This is a genomic window from Novipirellula rosea, assembly GCF_039541335.1.
Lineage (GTDB): Bacteria > Planctomycetota > Planctomycetia > Pirellulales > Pirellulaceae > Novipirellula > Novipirellula rosea.
Map to the genome: position 1 here is coordinate 32,546 of NZ_BAABGA010000048.1, position 14,840 is coordinate 47,385.

Annotated in this window: 16 protein-coding genes; 10 read left to right on the forward strand and 6 right to left on the reverse strand. The window is 54.3% G+C overall.

Annotated features, from left to right (window positions below; translation table 11 throughout):
- Positions 1–24: 24 nt before the first annotated feature.
- Genes ABD971_RS19065 through ABD971_RS19075 form a run of 3 tightly spaced genes read right to left on the reverse strand, consistent with a single transcriptional unit; the run spans position 25 to position 2,729 of the window.
- Positions 25–1,119 (reverse strand): M56 family metallopeptidase, encoded by a 1,095-nt coding sequence (locus tag ABD971_RS19065; RefSeq protein WP_345324648.1) that lies wholly within the window; start codon positions 1,117–1,119, stop codon positions 25–27.
- On the reverse strand, positions 1,119–1,490 hold the full coding sequence (locus ABD971_RS19070) for a BlaI/MecI/CopY family transcriptional regulator (RefSeq protein ID WP_339938289.1): 372 nt from the start codon (positions 1,488–1,490) through the stop codon (positions 1,119–1,121). The genes ABD971_RS19065 and ABD971_RS19070 overlap by 1 nt, the downstream gene beginning before the upstream one ends.
- A gap of 54 nt (positions 1,491–1,544) precedes the next feature.
- A complete protein-coding gene (locus ABD971_RS19075; protein WP_345324651.1) occupies positions 1,545–2,729 on the reverse strand; it encodes a DUF1559 family PulG-like putative transporter in 1,185 nt (394 codons plus the stop codon).
- 198 nt (positions 2,730–2,927) lie between these two features.
- Here ABD971_RS19075 and ABD971_RS19080 point away from each other — a divergent pair, with 198 nt between their 5' ends.
- Together ABD971_RS19080 and ABD971_RS19085 are read left to right on the forward strand one after the other, a co-directional pair.
- Entirely contained in the window at positions 2,928–3,389 is a 462-nt protein-coding gene (locus ABD971_RS19080) for a pyridoxamine 5'-phosphate oxidase family protein (RefSeq protein WP_339938286.1), read from the forward strand.
- Between the two features lie 107 nt (positions 3,390–3,496).
- Positions 3,497–3,901: a hypothetical protein gene (locus ABD971_RS19085; protein ID WP_345324654.1), complete on the forward strand. Its 405-nt coding sequence runs from the start codon at positions 3,497–3,499 to the stop codon at positions 3,899–3,901.
- Positions 3,902–4,082: 181 nt separating this feature from the next.
- Here the strand turns inward: ABD971_RS19085 and ABD971_RS19090 are convergent, their stop codons facing one another.
- Entirely contained in the window at positions 4,083–4,490 is a 408-nt protein-coding gene (locus ABD971_RS19090) for an SseB family protein (RefSeq protein WP_339938282.1), read from the reverse strand.
- A gap of 378 nt (positions 4,491–4,868) precedes the next feature.
- On the opposite strand from ABD971_RS19090, the gene ABD971_RS19095 reads away from it, so the two are divergent.
- The 5 genes from ABD971_RS19095 to ABD971_RS19115 all read left to right on the forward strand — a co-directional run bounded on the left by ABD971_RS19095 (position 4,869) and on the right by ABD971_RS19115 (position 9,975).
- Positions 4,869–6,284, forward strand: coding sequence for a Gfo/Idh/MocA family oxidoreductase (locus ABD971_RS19095; protein WP_345324657.1), 1,416 nt, complete (start codon positions 4,869–4,871; stop codon positions 6,282–6,284).
- A 200-nt stretch (positions 6,285–6,484) separates the two neighbouring features.
- Positions 6,485–7,507 (forward strand): DUF3500 domain-containing protein, encoded by a 1,023-nt coding sequence (locus ABD971_RS19100; RefSeq protein WP_339938278.1) that lies wholly within the window; start codon positions 6,485–6,487, stop codon positions 7,505–7,507.
- Between the two features lie 89 nt (positions 7,508–7,596).
- Entirely contained in the window at positions 7,597–7,983 is a 387-nt protein-coding gene (locus ABD971_RS19105) for a heavy-metal-associated domain-containing protein (protein WP_339938276.1), read from the forward strand.
- 51 nt (positions 7,984–8,034) lie between these two features.
- Positions 8,035–8,835: a sirohydrochlorin chelatase gene (locus ABD971_RS19110; RefSeq protein WP_345324661.1), complete on the forward strand. Its 801-nt coding sequence runs from the start codon at positions 8,035–8,037 to the stop codon at positions 8,833–8,835.
- 183 nt (positions 8,836–9,018) lie between these two features.
- On the forward strand, positions 9,019–9,975 hold the full coding sequence (locus ABD971_RS19115; protein WP_339938272.1) for a DUF1559 family PulG-like putative transporter: 957 nt from the start codon (positions 9,019–9,021) through the stop codon (positions 9,973–9,975).
- A gap of 37 nt (positions 9,976–10,012) precedes the next feature.
- On the opposite strand, the gene ABD971_RS19120 is transcribed toward ABD971_RS19115, so the two are convergent.
- Entirely contained in the window at positions 10,013–11,425 is a 1,413-nt protein-coding gene (locus tag ABD971_RS19120; protein WP_339938270.1) for a TonB-dependent receptor, read from the reverse strand.
- On the reverse strand, positions 11,418–11,840 hold the full coding sequence (locus ABD971_RS19125; RefSeq protein WP_339938268.1) for a response regulator: 423 nt from the start codon (positions 11,838–11,840) through the stop codon (positions 11,418–11,420). The genes ABD971_RS19120 and ABD971_RS19125 overlap by 8 nt, the downstream gene beginning before the upstream one ends.
- Positions 11,841–12,029: 189 nt before the next feature.
- Here ABD971_RS19125 and ABD971_RS19130 point away from each other — a divergent pair, with 189 nt between their 5' ends.
- From ABD971_RS19130 to ABD971_RS19140, 3 genes are read left to right on the forward strand one after another with little or no spacing between them, the layout of a single operon-like run.
- A complete protein-coding gene (locus ABD971_RS19130) occupies positions 12,030–12,674 on the forward strand; it encodes a chemotaxis protein CheW (RefSeq protein ID WP_345324663.1) in 645 nt (214 codons plus the stop codon).
- A 13-nt stretch (positions 12,675–12,687) separates the two neighbouring features.
- On the forward strand, positions 12,688–14,199 hold the full coding sequence (locus ABD971_RS19135; RefSeq protein WP_345324665.1) for a CheR family methyltransferase: 1,512 nt from the start codon (positions 12,688–12,690) through the stop codon (positions 14,197–14,199).
- Complete coding sequence (locus ABD971_RS19140; protein ID WP_345324667.1) at positions 14,196–14,810, forward strand: chemotaxis protein CheW; 615 nt, start codon at positions 14,196–14,198, stop codon at positions 14,808–14,810. Before ABD971_RS19135 ends, ABD971_RS19140 begins: the two co-directional genes overlap by 4 nt.
- Positions 14,811–14,840 lie beyond the last annotated feature (30 nt).

Below are 14,840 nucleotides of genomic sequence, written 5' to 3' on the forward strand. Positions count from 1 at the left end.
AACATCGTTTTGCTACGTTGTCAGTCAATCGTGGTGGTGAGACGATTCGCTGAATTCATGCCGCTCGTCAAAGGGCTCAAAGTCACGAACGTTGACCCCAAAATCATGCAGCGTCTTGGCGGTCCAACTCGGCCAAGGTGACCAATGACTGCGAGAGGATGCCAACACATTCACGGGCAGCCACAAGTGAGAAACGATCAGCGTCATCAACACCACCCCCACAACTCCGCACGATTGCCGCGGGCGGCTGAAGCGGGTGGGGGATTTTGCGATTCGAACAAGTCGCTCGCTGCGGCGGACGATCACACTTTTGCGGCGGCCAAACGCCAACGCACAGGCTGCCGATTTGGATGCTGGATGCTTCACGCTCCGCTGTGCGATCTGAATCAACGTGCGTAAATAGTCAACGACCTTGCCCGCGGACTGTGCTGCCACCTCATCACACAAAAATTCGCGAACCACCTCGGCTCGGTATCCCGCCCACCAAATCGCGGGATGGAACCACAACAGCGAAGTACAGATTTGCTGCAGAAAGAGCTGCAGCGGATGGTTGGTTCTCAAATGCGATAACTCGTGCAGCATCACATGCCGCAGCACCTCTTGATCGCCTTCGATCAGGTACATTGGCAAGACAATTGTCGGCTGATGGAATTGCCGGCAAAAAGGCCCTGTCATTTTATCGGACACCAGCAGATGTAACCGCGGTGGCAAAAAGTCGGCCGGAATCGTGGACAAGCCGAGCTGATCAAATGAAACCGTTTCGCAGTCCTGTTTTAGAAAACGCAGCAACTGCCATACGCCCCATCCACGACGCAGCAGAATCAAGCAAACTCCCGACAACCAGATCACGCCTCCCGCGTACAGACCCCATGTTTGCCACTGCAGGATCCAATCGACTCGATCGTTCAATTGGCTTACCGGAATGGTGGCAATGCGAAAGTGAGGAAGCAGGATGGCATTGGCAACCAATGCGATTACGGCAACAAAGCTTGCGGTCCACACGCGACACGCCGAGGCCGATTCGTTCAACCATCGCTCGATGATCGCCGCGACCATCACCACCAAAGTGACTTGCAGACAGATCCCCGAAACAGCCTCCCACACAAACGGAGCGTTCATCAAGACTTCTCCAACTCATCGGCTGCTTCGGCCATCGCCGAGAGGTCCTCGGCGGTAATTTTTTCCGAGTTGACGAGGCTGAGGACCAGCGAGCGAACGGACCCGCCAAACAGTTGCTCGGCAAGTTCTTGGATCATGCCATGACGCACCTCTTCGCGGCTGACCAGTGGCAGATAGCTGTAGGCACGGCCGACCTTTTCGCCACGACGCACAATCTTTTTCTCTTCGAGAATATTCATCGTGGTCATCACGGTGGTGTAGGCCAAATCGCGATCAATCGCGGCAAGGACTTGCGGCACGGTCACTTGGCCTTCGCGCCAGACGACGGCCATCACCTCGGCTTCACATTTCGTCAATTGAATACGGTTCATCCAGCTTGGCCCCATTGAAAACGAATACACATCACTTAACTCGTCCCATCGGTGTTAGCGTCGCAACCGCGCGATTTCGTGGTACAACGTTAAATCAATATTTTGGTCAACAAAACGGACGTGACCATCGCCATATAAAAAGTTCGCGCCACCGGGATGACGACTTGAAAAATCACACTCATCCGCCAACGGATTGTTGATTCCCTCCAGTGCAGAGCCTACCAACCTCGCCGCCGCGTCTTCGCCTTCCAGACTGATCCCCAACCAAGTCGAGGGGACTTGAGCCATCGTGCGTTCGCCGACCAAATACGTTTGACTTAAACCACGCTGGAACTCACGAAAACGGACGGGCCGGTTTTCTAAAAACGCACCATCACCGAGCGGTGCAGGCACCGCATCATCTGCCTCTAATGTTCCAAAAACACCGACGTAGTTTGCCGTCGGCAATTCGACGATCGCTTCCGGCTCGCGGGTAAGCGGTAACTTTGCCCCATCCAACGCATGCGTTGTCCCGCCGGCGTGCTCGTCTTCGTCCTCGTGCTCGTCGCCTGCGTACAGCACAAAGGTCGGCTCGGTGATGTCCGAGGGGCAGAGCATCATCACCAATGGCTGGGACCGGATTTCCGCAAAGCCAGGATCAAGCAGCGTGGGCTGGGCATCGATTTTGTCTTTCAAACTCTGCTGCTCGAGGAACGGCAGCACTTGGACCGCCCATCCCAATGCGGTTTCTTGTTTTGCGTCGAGTTGCCAACCGGCGGGCAAGGCCGCCTTGGCATTGTGATGCTGGTGAAGCGCCATCCCGGATTGCCGCAAATGGTCTACACACTGAACCCGCCGCGCCGCTTCACGCGCCGAACCGATCGCGGGCAGCAGCAAGGCCACCAAGATCCCAATGATCGACATCGTCACCAGCAATTCCAAGACCGTCAAACCAGCCCGAACTTTAAATCCAGTACAGCGGGCTAATTCCGTCTGATACGTCCCTTCGTTTTGGACCGGCCGCTTGCTGGAGGCCGCTGATCGATGGGGGGCCGAGAATCGTTGCAACCCGTATCGCGGACGCGGATTCAATTGAAAAGTCAATTTGCCAAGACAATACAATCGCGTCATCACTTTAATTTTGCCAATCCAATCCATTGAACCGTTCGCCTCGAACCGCCTGATTCGTTCGTATTGTTGTATTTCGAATTCCCAATCAGGGCCGTCGTCGCCCTTTTTCGATTCGGAAAGCGGATGCATTCTACGAAGGTGTTAGTAATGTCGCAATGCGGATGTTTCACAACCCGCCCGCCTCGTCGCCAGCTAGAATGAATCGGAACTGAAATAAGAAGCGTTGATTTGCGTTTCGAGTGGATGCCATTAATTTTCTCCCCCCTCCCCTCTTCCAAATCAGGTGCCAAGCACACGATTTGTCTCTACGGAAATGACGGAACTGAAATGACAAAAGTTGCGAATGCGAACACAGTCGTCGTGATTACCGAAAACGCGATAACGGCAAGTCTGGGGACGTTAAACGAGGACAACTCGCCGTTTGTGAGTTTGGTGACGATCGCTTCGCAAAGCCCCACCTCGGTGCTGATGCTGCTCAGCAGCCTCGCCAAACACACTCAAAACCTGAGCCACAGCGTCCGCTGCTCGCTGATGATCGTCGAGGAATGCGACCAATCGATCGCTCCGCTCGTCGGGGCACGCGTCTCGCTCGGCGGAACCTGTGTTCGGATCGCCAAGGACGAAGAAGAGGAAGCACGCGTGATTTTTCTAGGCAAACACCCGCATGCCACCGTGTATGCCGACTTTGACGACTTCGCGTTCTACCGTTTTGATGTCGAGGAAGCCCATTTGATTGCAGGTTTCGGCAGGTTTGAAACGATCTCGGCGGACGAACTACGAAACCGCTGAGATTACGAAACCGTTGAAATCTTGTCGCCGCCCGATCCAGCGAGGCGAGACGGTGGAGCGTAACGAATTCGCTCAGTTCTTATTGATAGCAACTTTGGACTTTACCTATGAACGGATCCCACTCGGCTCCCACTCCAAACAACGATGAGCAGCCCGACGACGATGAATCGGTGATCGAGAGCCAGATCACCGAAAAATCACGGCCGCGAGGGGGAAATGTAACAAACGATGTCGACTCGCAACAAATGGCTCAATTTGTCACCACGATCAAAAACGCCGAACAACAGGTGGGCGAGCACATCATCACGGCGCTCCAACACGAAGACACGGTCGCCGTGATCACCACCGTCGTAATCGGCGACGATGGCCAACAGCGAGTGGTTTCGGCGGCATTGAACCCGGCTCGCATGCAGCAAGTCCAAGAACTGCTGCAAGCGGCGAGTGATGAGCGAGAAGACGAAGAACCGTGTGTTGGATTCCACTGCCTGGTGAAGCCCAAGCAAGCCAGCTAGGTCCTGACCTTCCGATCCCTAAACCACGTCGGGAACGTGGATTTCGGAACCGGCAAAGATGGTTGGCAGGGGGAGCGAAACGCGTGCGCGGAATGCGGATCGTTGGAACCATCGACCGAAAGTCTTGGCGACCTCCGCTACGACCGACGCGCACTCTGAGCCACTGGCAAAGCAAATTCCTCTAGGCCGGTTCGCCAAGTTCGAGGATCTCGGTGGCGAGCTCAGGATCGATGATTTGCTTGTATTCGGTTTCCGGATTGATCAGCAAACCGAATCCTTCGGGAAGAAACTCGAGCAACGTCTCGCCATCGACGACAAAACCCTGCACTTCGTCTTCTTCGCTGAACAAATCTCCCATTTCCCCGACAAACAGCCCCGCGTTCTCTTCGGAGCTGAAGGCCACCAACACGTCGGCGTCTTCGATCTCAGCCGTCAATGCTCCCATACTTTCCTCGTCACCGTCGCCCTCGTCTTCGTCGTCGATGTTGATTAGCACGAAATCAAGTCCAAGCAGGATAGAACGGATTTCTTTTGCGTTGCGTTCGGCGATCGCAGCATCCAAAGCTTGGATGTGGGATTGAAAAGTCATGGACGCGTGGCTCGGTAAAGAGTTTAAGAAACGGAAAGAATGCTTCGAAATGTCAATCTCTAAGTGTATCACGCCGAGCCTCTCGATAGCAGATGCCACCCATTCTCCACCAAAAACGGTCAAAAAGCCGCTAGACTTCGGATAACCGAAACCGCAATACGAGACTTCTCTCCCCACTGACACCCCCGCCCGGCCACTGACGCTCTGGCTTGGTATGAAGCCCCGCCTGGCGGAGGCCCCGAAGGTCTTTCAAAACCGCAGAAAACCGCCCGTCTGCGGCATTCACGCCCAATCAGATTCACTCGTAAGCGAATTGAGATATACTGCCGGAACAACAAAAACTCCTCGAGTTCATCAAACCAGACAGGTTGATACCCAATGAATCGCAACGAAAATGCCCCCTCTACTGAGCGTTCCCTCCAAGCCAATGGACGACGTGAATTCTTAAAAACCAGTGCTGCGGTGGGTGCGGCGACTTCGGCCCCCTACTTTTTCAGCAGCTCTAAAACGCAAGCGGCTGAAACACAATCCAAAAACGATCGCATGACAATCGGTGTGATCGGTGCCGGTGGAATGGCAACGGGGAACATCGACTCGGCCAAAGAATGGTTGGATGTGGTTGCGGTCGCGGACGTCGATAAAGGACGTTCCGACAAATTCAGCAAGAGATTTTCTGATGGCAAGGCCGACGTCTACGAAGACTATCGGGAAATCCTCGATCGCGATGATATCGACGTCATCCACATTGCCACGCCGGATCATTGGCACACCAAACCGCTTGTCGAAGCGATGTTGGCTGGCAAAGACGTGTACTGCGAGAAACCGCTAACGCTGACGATCGACGAAGGCAAATTGATCCGCAAGGTGCAAAAGGATACCGGGCGGATTGTCCAAGTCGGCACGCAACAACGAAGCACGTTCCACTTGTTCGTCAAAGCGATGGCGATGGTGGCCGAAGGCCGACTCGGAAAAATCACTCAGGTTCAAGCTGCAATCGGTGGCGCTCCCACAAGTCCTGAGATCCCGGTTGCCGAAGTGCCAGAGAACTTAAACTGGGACCGTTGGCTCGGCCCGGCGCCGAAGGTGGATTACCGCTACATGAAAAAGGCCAAGCAAGCGCACACCAACTGCCACTACGAATTCCGTTGGTGGTACGAATACTCGGGCGGAAAACTGACCGACTGGGGTGCTCACCATGTCGACATTTGTAACTGGGCACTGAAGCTAAACGGTCAAACCGAAGGCCCACTGTCAATCAGCGGAACCGCGAAACATCCCGTCGATTTCCAAGACGGATTCCCTGTGCAAAACGACCGCTACAACACCGCGACCGGATTCCAGTTCAATGTGAAGTATCCTGGGAATACCGAAATGATCATCCGCAACGACACGGACAATGGTGTCTTGATCACGGGAACCCAAGGCAAAATCTTTGTCAATCGGGGCAAATTGGTTGGTAAACCCGTCGAGGACTTGGCGAGCAACCCGTTGCCCGAAGATGCGATTTCCAAGGTCTACAAGGGATTGCCGATGGAACACAACGGCCGCAAACAACACTGGGCCAACTTCCTGCATTGTGTTCGCGAACGCAAAGAACCGATTTCGGATGTGCATTCGCACATGGAAATGCTTAACGTGTGTCACTTGGCGGGCATCACCGCTCGCTTGGGCCGCGATTTGAAGTGGGACGATTCCGCCGAGCAAATCGTGGGCGACGAGGAAGCCAACAGCTTCTTGGCTCGCCCCTATCGCGAAGGCTATGAAATTGAGATGCGAAAACCAGTGAAGAGCTAGCATCTCGCTAAATCCACCTAAAATGCATGACAAACGCCGTAGGAGAATCGTTTCACCTACGGCGTTTTGTTTTGCTTTTCCACAAATTTGCCGACCGCATTTGCTTTCCTCCGCCAGACGAGGCCCCCTATAATATCGAAGTTCGGCTTCGAGCCCGCCTTCGCCCCACCTCTCTCTCCCATACCTTCATGGACTACGCAATGAACGATCCCCACTCCGTCAACCGTCGTCAGTTTCTGGGACATAGCTCCGCTGCGATCGCAGGCGCCGCGATCGCGGGTACCGCAGCTGCCCCGCTGCTTTCCTCTGCAGCCAAAGCTGCCGAATCAACGCCCACCGCCGAAACCTTGGTCGGTCGTCTGTATGAAACCCTCAGCGAAAAACAACGTGGCGATGTTTGTTTCGATTGGGATCACCACGATCCAAAACGAGGTCTGCTGCGAACGTTTGTTGCCAACAACTGGAACATCACCAAACACGAGATCAACGACGACTTCTATAGCGAAGAACAACGCGACTTGATCAAGCAAACCTTTGAATCGATCATTCATCCCGATTGGCACGAGCGTTACTATCAACAACTCGAAGATGACGCTGGCGGATTCGGAAACGAACAATCGATTGCTATTTTTGGGACTCCTGGTAAAGGCAAGTTCGAAATGGTGATGACCGGTCGCCACATGACGCTGCGTTGCGACGGCGACTCGACTGACCATGTGGCCTTTGGCGGGCCGATTTTCTATGGCCACGCGCCGGAGTTCAATGAGGGTGCCAAACACATCGACAATGTATTTTGGGATCAAGCCGTCGCGGCAAACGACCTCTACAAAATGCTCGACGGACGACAACAAAAAGAAGCTTTGGTCGCGAAGACGCCAAGAGAACAAAACGTTCATTTCCGTGGCAAACAAGGCAAGCGAACCGGATTGCCGGTGTCCGACATGTCTGGGGACCAACAAGCCCACCTGCAAACCGTTTTGCAGAAACTGGTCGAAATGTATCGTCAAAGTGATCGCGATGAAGTGGTCCGCTGTTTGAAGAGCCAGGGAGGCCTCGAAGCCTGTGAATTGTCGTTCTACCAAGACAATGACATCGGCAATGACAAGGTTTGGGACAATTGGCGTCTTGAAGGCCCCGCATTTGTGTGGCACTATCGGGGTGCCCCTCACGTCCACGTGTGGGTCAATGTGGCCGATGACCCGAGCGTGAAAACGAACAGTTGATCTTGTCGCGGGCAGCGGGCACGTTACAGTCAGAACAATCTTTTCGACGATCCCTTTAACGATTTACCATTTTTCCAGAGAGACTTTTCATGCGTGGAATTGCTTACGCGATCGCAGCCCTAGCTGCCGTTATCATCATGGTGGCTGTGGCAAAGATGCCCCCTCAGTCAGAACAAGCGGCCAACGAAGTGGCCAGCGCGGCAACCGAAACAGTGTCCACCGCCGTGATGGCCGACGAAGGAACCCTGACGCTTGCGGTTCCCGAAATGCACTGTTCGGTATCGTGTTACCCACGTGTCAAAGAACTGTTGGAAAACACCGAAGCGGTTGATACCGTGGAATTGGCAGCCCAGAAAGAAGAAGGCATCATCGACAATCGACAAGTCATCGTGCACTACAAGCCCGGTTTCGATGTCGGCCAAGCTTTGACCGCTCTGGAAAAAGAAGGTTTCGCAAAATCGGACGTCGTGCACTAGTCGCGTCTGACAATCACCGCGTCTGTCAATTATCGCGTCTGACAATGTACCGTGCCTGACCTTCGACCTGCCTCGCCGAATCCAATTCAGCAAGACGCTAAACCGCATGGCGTCTTGTTAGTGGGGCACGGCACGCGAGACGAGGTCGGCACGCAGCAGTTTTTCCAGCTTTCGAAAAAGCTGCAAAAACATCTTCCCTCGATGCAGGTCCAACCCTGCTTGCTCGAATTCCAGCAACCGACGATCCCCGAAGCGTGGAATCGGTTGGTCAGCCAAGGCGTCACCGAAATCCGCGTGGCTCCGCTGTTGCTATTTGCTGCCGGACATGCCAAACAGGACATTCCGGACTTGGTGCGAAAGTGCCAAGCGGAAACTCCGCATGTGACGTTTTCACACACACGCCCCATCTCGCGGCAAGCGGCACTGGTGGATTTGGTTTGCAGTCACTTGCGCACCGCACGTGATGAGCTTGCCCAGCCTGAAGACGAAATCATGTTGATGATGGTCGGTCGCGGCAGCCACGATCCGTGTGCCCAGGCCGACATGCGAGTGTTAAGCGAAGTGGTTTCTCAGCGGCTGGGCATCGCCAATCCATCGACCTCGTTTTATGCGATGGCGAAGCCGCGGTTCGCGGAAACGCTCGAGCAACAGGCACGACACCACCGCCAAATCTTAATTCATCCTCATCTGTTATTTGATGGCCGCTTGTTCCAAGCGATTCAAAAGATCGTGACGCAGACGCAGACAAAATTCCCCGACGTCGAAATCCGTCTGTCGTCGTATCTGGGACCTGATGAACTCGTGGCTCGTGCGATCGCGGCCAGAATCACTGAAAACGTCTCGCGGGTGTAGTGCCCGCACAGCTTTCGGCGGCCGTTTCGCCCCCGAAAAAATGCTTGCGACATTGGGGTAGCGACCCTTATAGTAAAAAGGCTTTTGATCGTTGATGCCCTAGGAACCTGCGTCCTTGTGTCATTGGCATCCAAACGCAACCGCGATTCCCATCTCTTATCAATTCACCCCCGCGGCAGTGCCATGCGACAAGCCAACCATCGTGCGTTCACGCTCGTCGAACTGCTGGTTGTGATCGCAATCATCGGGGTGCTGGTCGGACTATTGTTACCGGCGGTCCAGTCGGTTCGTGAAGCGGCACGGGTCGTCCAGTGCCAAAATCACTTGAAGCAAATCGGGCTCAGCTTTCACAATTACTCGACCGGATTTCGCCAATTTCCTGGCTATGCCGGCGAGGCCAATCCGCAGTTGGTCATCTTCCCCGATCGCAATCAACCGAAACTGGCGATGGCAGGTGCGAACTGGATCGCGCAAACGCTGGCCTATTCAGAACAGAATGAATTGGCAGCCCAGTTGTCTCGGTTCGCTGAAACACCGAACGCAACTTTGACCTCCGAGCGAATTGCCACAATCCAGTCGGCAATCCCAATGCTGCACTGCCCGTCGCGTCGCGATGCTCAGCCGTATCCGATGATGCCACGTTACCAAGCCCATTACGGCAACGAGGCGGCACGCACCGACTATGCCATTTCCGCAGGCAGCGGCAGTGAACTTGACCCCAGCGACGTCTTCAGCGATCGCATGGTCCAAGTCGAAAAGAGCGGTGCTTGGCAATTGGGCCGATCTACTCGGGCGCGGGATGTCCTAGACGGACTGAGCGTCACCTACGCGGTGGGTGAAAAGGCAATGGATCCCAACAACTACAGCACGGGCGTTTGCCAAGGCGACCAAATGCCAATTTCCGGTGACCCCCGCGATGACGACACGCCTAGCACTTATGCTCGCTACGCCGTGCGGCCTCCGATGCTCGACCGCATGAACGATTGTTTGGTGTGCCATGATTTTGGCAGTGCTCACCCGGCCGGATGGAACGTGCTGATGTTGGACGGATCGGTAAAGATGGCGACGTTCAGCATCGATCTTCAAATTCACAAAGCCAACGCATCGATCCAAGGCCACGAGGTTCCCGAAACGTTTTAAGAAGTGGTCGTAACGCGGTAGCGAAACTCACGTGTGACTACGGACGATAACCAAAGAAACGCCGCTCTTTGATCATTGCGGCGACGTGTTCGGAAACCATCGTTTCCCATGTCGGATCCTTGGCCTCGATCTTCTTCAACACATCGCGTGAGAAGATTGACAGATAGGCATCATTGAAACTACTCAACTGTTCAATGCACCCTCGTTCGACAAGGTACTCGTACAGTTTACGAAGATTTGGGGCGACTTCGAGATTCTGGACCGCGGTAAAGTCACCGGTTTCCGGATCGACAAACGGATAGATATACAGCTTTAAATCGCTCTTGAACAATCGCCCAAACGATTCGAGCACCCCGCCCTGCAGTTCGGTGTAATACTTTTCATTAAACAGTTCCCGCAGGCTCGAGGCTCCCATCGTGATCCCGATCCGATTCCGGCTGAAGCGAGCCAAGTAGGCGGCTAGCCGGTAGTATTCAAAATAATCCGAAATCATGACCATCATGCCTTCGGCGGCCAGCAATTCGATTCGCGCGATGAAATCAGAATAATCCAGTGCACCGTCGGTCAACAGATTTTTCAGCGTCATTTCGGTCAGCTGAACGATCTCGCCTGCATCGTCTCCGAGCTCGGCGGAAAATTGTTCGCGAGCACAGCGAAGCATGTCGATGTTGACGTGGGTGACCGGACGAAAGCTTCCTCGTTCGACAAGAATCGGCTTCTTGTAAAGCACTTCGGATGGTTGCAGGACCGTTCCATCGGCCGCAAACATTGCCGCATTACTCAACTCGAGCTCGACTAACTTCATGCTCATCACGCGGTTGTCAACTTGACGAAACGCGATCCCCGAAAACTCGATCATGTCGATCTCGATACGATCGACGGTCAAATTATCCAGCAGCGATCGGACAAATTGGTCAGGATCATGTTTTAGAAAGCAGGCGGCATAGACGAGATTGACTCCGACCACGCCGAGTGCTTCCTGTTGTTGCGAATTTTCTCCGTCGAGCATCCGCACATGAATGATCACTTGGCTGGGTTCATCGCCAGGCACAGCTTGCAGTTTGACGCCCATCCAGCCATGACACTCGTTGGTGCCTTTGAAATTGCGGGCCGAGACGGTATCGGCAAACACAAAAAACGCAGTCGTATCGCCGCGAGTGGGTCCAAGCTTGTCGAGCGTTTGCTCGAATTCGTAATCCAACATACTTTGCAAACGAGGACGACAAACATAGCGATCGCAAGTGCCATAAAAAGCATCGCTGATTGCCATGTCATAGGCCGAAATACTTTTGGCGATTGTCCCGGCGGCTCCGCCGACACGAAAGAACCAACGCACCACCTCTTGCCCCGCCCCGATCTCGGCAAACGTGCCATAACGCTGCGAATCAAGATTCGTTCGCAGCGCCTTGCCTCGGGTGTCAAGCAGATCGGCTTGGTCCAGTTCACTCATGCTGCGACTTCCTCAAAGCTTCTTGAGTTTCCCGTAGCGAGCGTTCCAGGTTGATGATCCGTTCGCCCGCTCTCAGCCGGACATGCAGCTCGTCGTGATTGAACGGCTTGCTAATAAAATCATCCGCTCCCGACTCCATGCCTTCGACCAAGTCTCCCTTCTTGGACTTTGCCGTTAACAACAGCGCGTAGACATAAGCGTGATCCCGCGCCGCGCGAATCCGGCGGATCAAGTCAGGACCATCGATCCCGGGCATCATCCAATCGCAAATCACCAGCGAAAAGTCGTCGTTCTGGAAACATTGCCACGCTTCGCTACCATCCTTGGCGACCGTCACTTCATACTCCCATTTCTCGAGATAGCTCTGCAGCAACCGTCGAGAAACAGGATCATCGTCGGCAATCAAGATTTTCATCGCACGCTCCATGGCTCGTCGCCCTTGAAGGTTAATCCCGTGTTCTGTCCCTAAATCGCCAATCCTTAAAACCTGCACTCCAGCTTAAATTCTAACATCGGATGTTGATCAAGGGGTGTAGAATGACAGGCCGGAAGTCCTCTTTGTCGGAGTTCGTTTTTTTCAGGAGGACCGTAAGAGTCGACGCCCATGGAACTTGAAATCCTTGTCTTTCAATGCGAACAACGCCACTTTGGCGTTGAAACTCACTTTGTTCGTGAAGTGCTGCGAGCCGTCTCGCTCACGCCTGTCCCCAAAGCGCCCGATGGAGTGATGGGCTTGGTCAATCTACGCGGACATGTGATGCCCGTTCTCGATACGAAACAACTGCTGGGACTTGGCAACGCAAAGATTCGCACGACCGATCATTTGATTGTGATGAGAGTTGGATGCTGCGAAATCGCTTGGCACGTCGACCATGCCGTCGACCTAATACGAGTCCGCAGCGACGACAACACTGGCGACAACACCGCGTCAGGCGGCAACACCACCGTCGGCGGCAACACAGCGGGCAGCGAAAACACAGCGGGCAGCGAAAACACAGCGGGCAGCGAAAACACAGCGGGCAGCGAAAACACAGCGGGCAGCGAAAACACAGCGGAGGGCGAAAACACAGCGGAGGGCGACCATGCCCGATCGGAAACGAGCCATTCTCCCCGCTTTTTGCGAACGGTCGCCAAAACGCAGTTGGGCGTCGTTCAAGTACTTGATCCGACGAGGCTGTATTCTGAGAACGCCATGAAAGACGTGCTGGAACTCGCGGCATCGGTCGTCGCTACCGAATACACCTCGTGATGGAGCCCGCGAGGTGAACGACAGCGAACTGAGCCATGTCCTTACCGTTATCCAGCAGCGTACCGGCATTTCGTTTCGCAGTGACCAAACACAATCGATCCAGCGCACCTTATTGCTACTGATGCAACGTCTCGGAATCACAACTTCCGCAGCGTTTGTTGCCGCGATACAGAGGGACCCTCAGGTATACAACGAATTGGTCGATGAGATCACGGTGGGCGAGACCTACTTTTTCCGTGAGCCCAAGCAATTCGATTTCATCCGCCATCGAATTATTCCCGAACTCCGTTCACGTCGCGGCGATTCCACGATCCTGAGAGCATGGTCTGCGGCGTGCGCCTCCGGCGAAGAAGCCTATTCCCTTGCGATTCTGTGTCAACAAGAGTCGCAGCAACTGGATGTATTGGGCACCGATCTGTCGATCCAATCGATCGCCAAAGCGCGGCGAGCATCTTATCGGGATTGGTCCTTTCGTGGCGGTGCGATGTCACAGGTCGCAAAATATTTGGTGCAAACGCATTCCGCGAAGCACGACCAACGTTATGAATTAAGTAAACAGGTTCGCAGGCATGTTCGCTTTCAATTGCTAAACCTGGCATCGGATAACTATCCGAATCGCAGTGCCGGAATCGGAAACTTTGACCTAATTTTGTGCCGCAATGTGTTGATCTATTTTCAACGCGAAACCATTGATGCAATTGCACGCCGGTTGTATGAGTGTTTGGTTCCCGGTGGTTGGTTGATCACAGCTTCGGGAGACCCTTCGCTAATTCACTCCAGCGACTTCGCCGCGATTACCACGCAATATGGCACGTTCTACCAACGCAGCAACCCCAATGCGACGAGACAAAACGCAGCGGCAGGGGTGACGAAATCCAAGACAGAAATTAAGCCGAAATCGGATGTTTCGAGGCCCATCAACTCCCCCCGCTCAGCCAAGGCGAAATCGTTGCCACCGGCTGCGGAACCGGCCAAATCAGTGGCCCCCTCGCCTCGGCAGTCCCCGTCGCAGATGCCTCTCCATTCACGCGTGATGGCAGAGGCTCGCGGGGCGCTTGCCGCCGGCGATTACGCAGCGGCGGTTCGTTTAACCGAGAATCAACGTCAGCACCCTGACGCCTGCGTGATTCATATTCGCGGCCAAGCTCATCTGAACGCCGCAGCGGCACTTCGATCGTGTAGCGAAGCGGTTGCGAACCATCCGCTCGCGACGGAATTGCATTATTTGCGTGCCCGATTGCTGATGGATGCCAACCAACTTGACGAAGCCGCACGTGCGATTGGGCGGGCCTTGTTTTTGGACCGAAGTGACGTGATGTCCCAATTTTTAGCTGGCTCGATCCAATTCAGGCGAGGACAATGGAAGATTGCCTATCGTCATTTCGAGACTGCGCTGAAATTGTGTAACCAACAAGATCCTCAGACTTTGATCCCCTTTTCTAAACAGGACACAGCGGCGGTGACTGCGGCGGCAGCCGAATCGCAGATGACAAAAATCCGAGCTCTGCTTGCGAAAACACCATGATTGCAGCTGACAATAAACTCACCAAAGTATTCGACTGGGATGATGCCAAACGTCGTCTCGAAGAAGCTGGCAAAACGCTGCTTGATACCGACAGTCTGACCCCGGAACAATCCGCTCAAGTCCTGGACGAACGCGCCCGCCAACTTGCCCGCGTTCCAGACCAAACGCTTGACAACCGCGAAGTCCTTGAAGTGGTGCGATTTCGTATCGGCAGCGAAGAGTTTGCGATTGGCTCGGAATACGTGCTCGAGTTGACCTGCCCCAATGCGATCACTCCGATTCCTCAACTCGAGCCCCACTTTGTGGGCGTCACGAATCTTCGCGGCGAAGTCACGACGGTGATCGACTTGGGAAAACTGCTTGGCATCTCCGCCGACGACGAACAAAAATTGCAGGTCCTGGTGCTAGGTCGCGACCGACCTGAATTTGCGATTCGAGTCAGCGGCATCGAGCATGTGGTGGCACTGCGTCGCGACGAACTGCTCGAACCGATGGGGGTGGCGGGTTGTTATCGCGACTTAATGCTCGGGTGCAGTAAAGAGGGGTTGCTCGTGCTCAATGGCGAAGCCCTGCTGGGATGCGAAGATTTGTATGTAGACCAAAGTGAGTGACGCGTTCGCTCGGCAACCTTAGAGGCATCG

Bases quoted from the DNA above. Each gene is read 5' to 3' on its own strand.
- ABD971_RS19065 (WP_345324648.1), bottom strand. From the start codon at position 1,119: ATGAACGCTCCGTTTGTGTGGGAGGCTGTTTCGGGGATCTGTCTGCAA.
- ABD971_RS19070 (WP_339938289.1), bottom strand. From the start codon at position 1,490: ATGAACCGTATTCAATTGACGAAATGTGAAGCCGAGGTGATGGCCGTC.
- ABD971_RS19075 (WP_345324651.1), bottom strand. From the start codon at position 2,729: ATGCATCCGCTTTCCGAATCGAAAAAGGGCGACGACGGCCCTGATTGG.
- ABD971_RS19080 (WP_339938286.1), top strand. From the start codon at position 2,928: ATGACAAAAGTTGCGAATGCGAACACAGTCGTCGTGATTACCGAAAAC.
- ABD971_RS19085 (WP_345324654.1), top strand. From the start codon at position 3,497: ATGAACGGATCCCACTCGGCTCCCACTCCAAACAACGATGAGCAGCCC.
- ABD971_RS19090 (WP_339938282.1), bottom strand. From the start codon at position 4,490: ATGACTTTTCAATCCCACATCCAAGCTTTGGATGCTGCGATCGCCGAA.
- ABD971_RS19095 (WP_345324657.1), top strand. From the start codon at position 4,869: ATGAATCGCAACGAAAATGCCCCCTCTACTGAGCGTTCCCTCCAAGCC.
- ABD971_RS19100 (WP_339938278.1), top strand. From the start codon at position 6,485: ATGAACGATCCCCACTCCGTCAACCGTCGTCAGTTTCTGGGACATAGC.
- ABD971_RS19105 (WP_339938276.1), top strand. From the start codon at position 7,597: ATGCGTGGAATTGCTTACGCGATCGCAGCCCTAGCTGCCGTTATCATC.
- ABD971_RS19115 (WP_339938272.1), top strand. From the start codon at position 9,019: ATGCGACAAGCCAACCATCGTGCGTTCACGCTCGTCGAACTGCTGGTT.
- ABD971_RS19120 (WP_339938270.1), bottom strand. From the start codon at position 11,425: ATGAGTGAACTGGACCAAGCCGATCTGCTTGACACCCGAGGCAAGGCG.
- ABD971_RS19125 (WP_339938268.1), bottom strand. From the start codon at position 11,840: ATGAAAATCTTGATTGCCGACGATGATCCTGTTTCTCGACGGTTGCTG.
- ABD971_RS19130 (WP_345324663.1), top strand. From the start codon at position 12,030: ATGGAACTTGAAATCCTTGTCTTTCAATGCGAACAACGCCACTTTGGC.
- ABD971_RS19140 (WP_345324667.1), top strand. From the start codon at position 14,196: ATGATTGCAGCTGACAATAAACTCACCAAAGTATTCGACTGGGATGAT.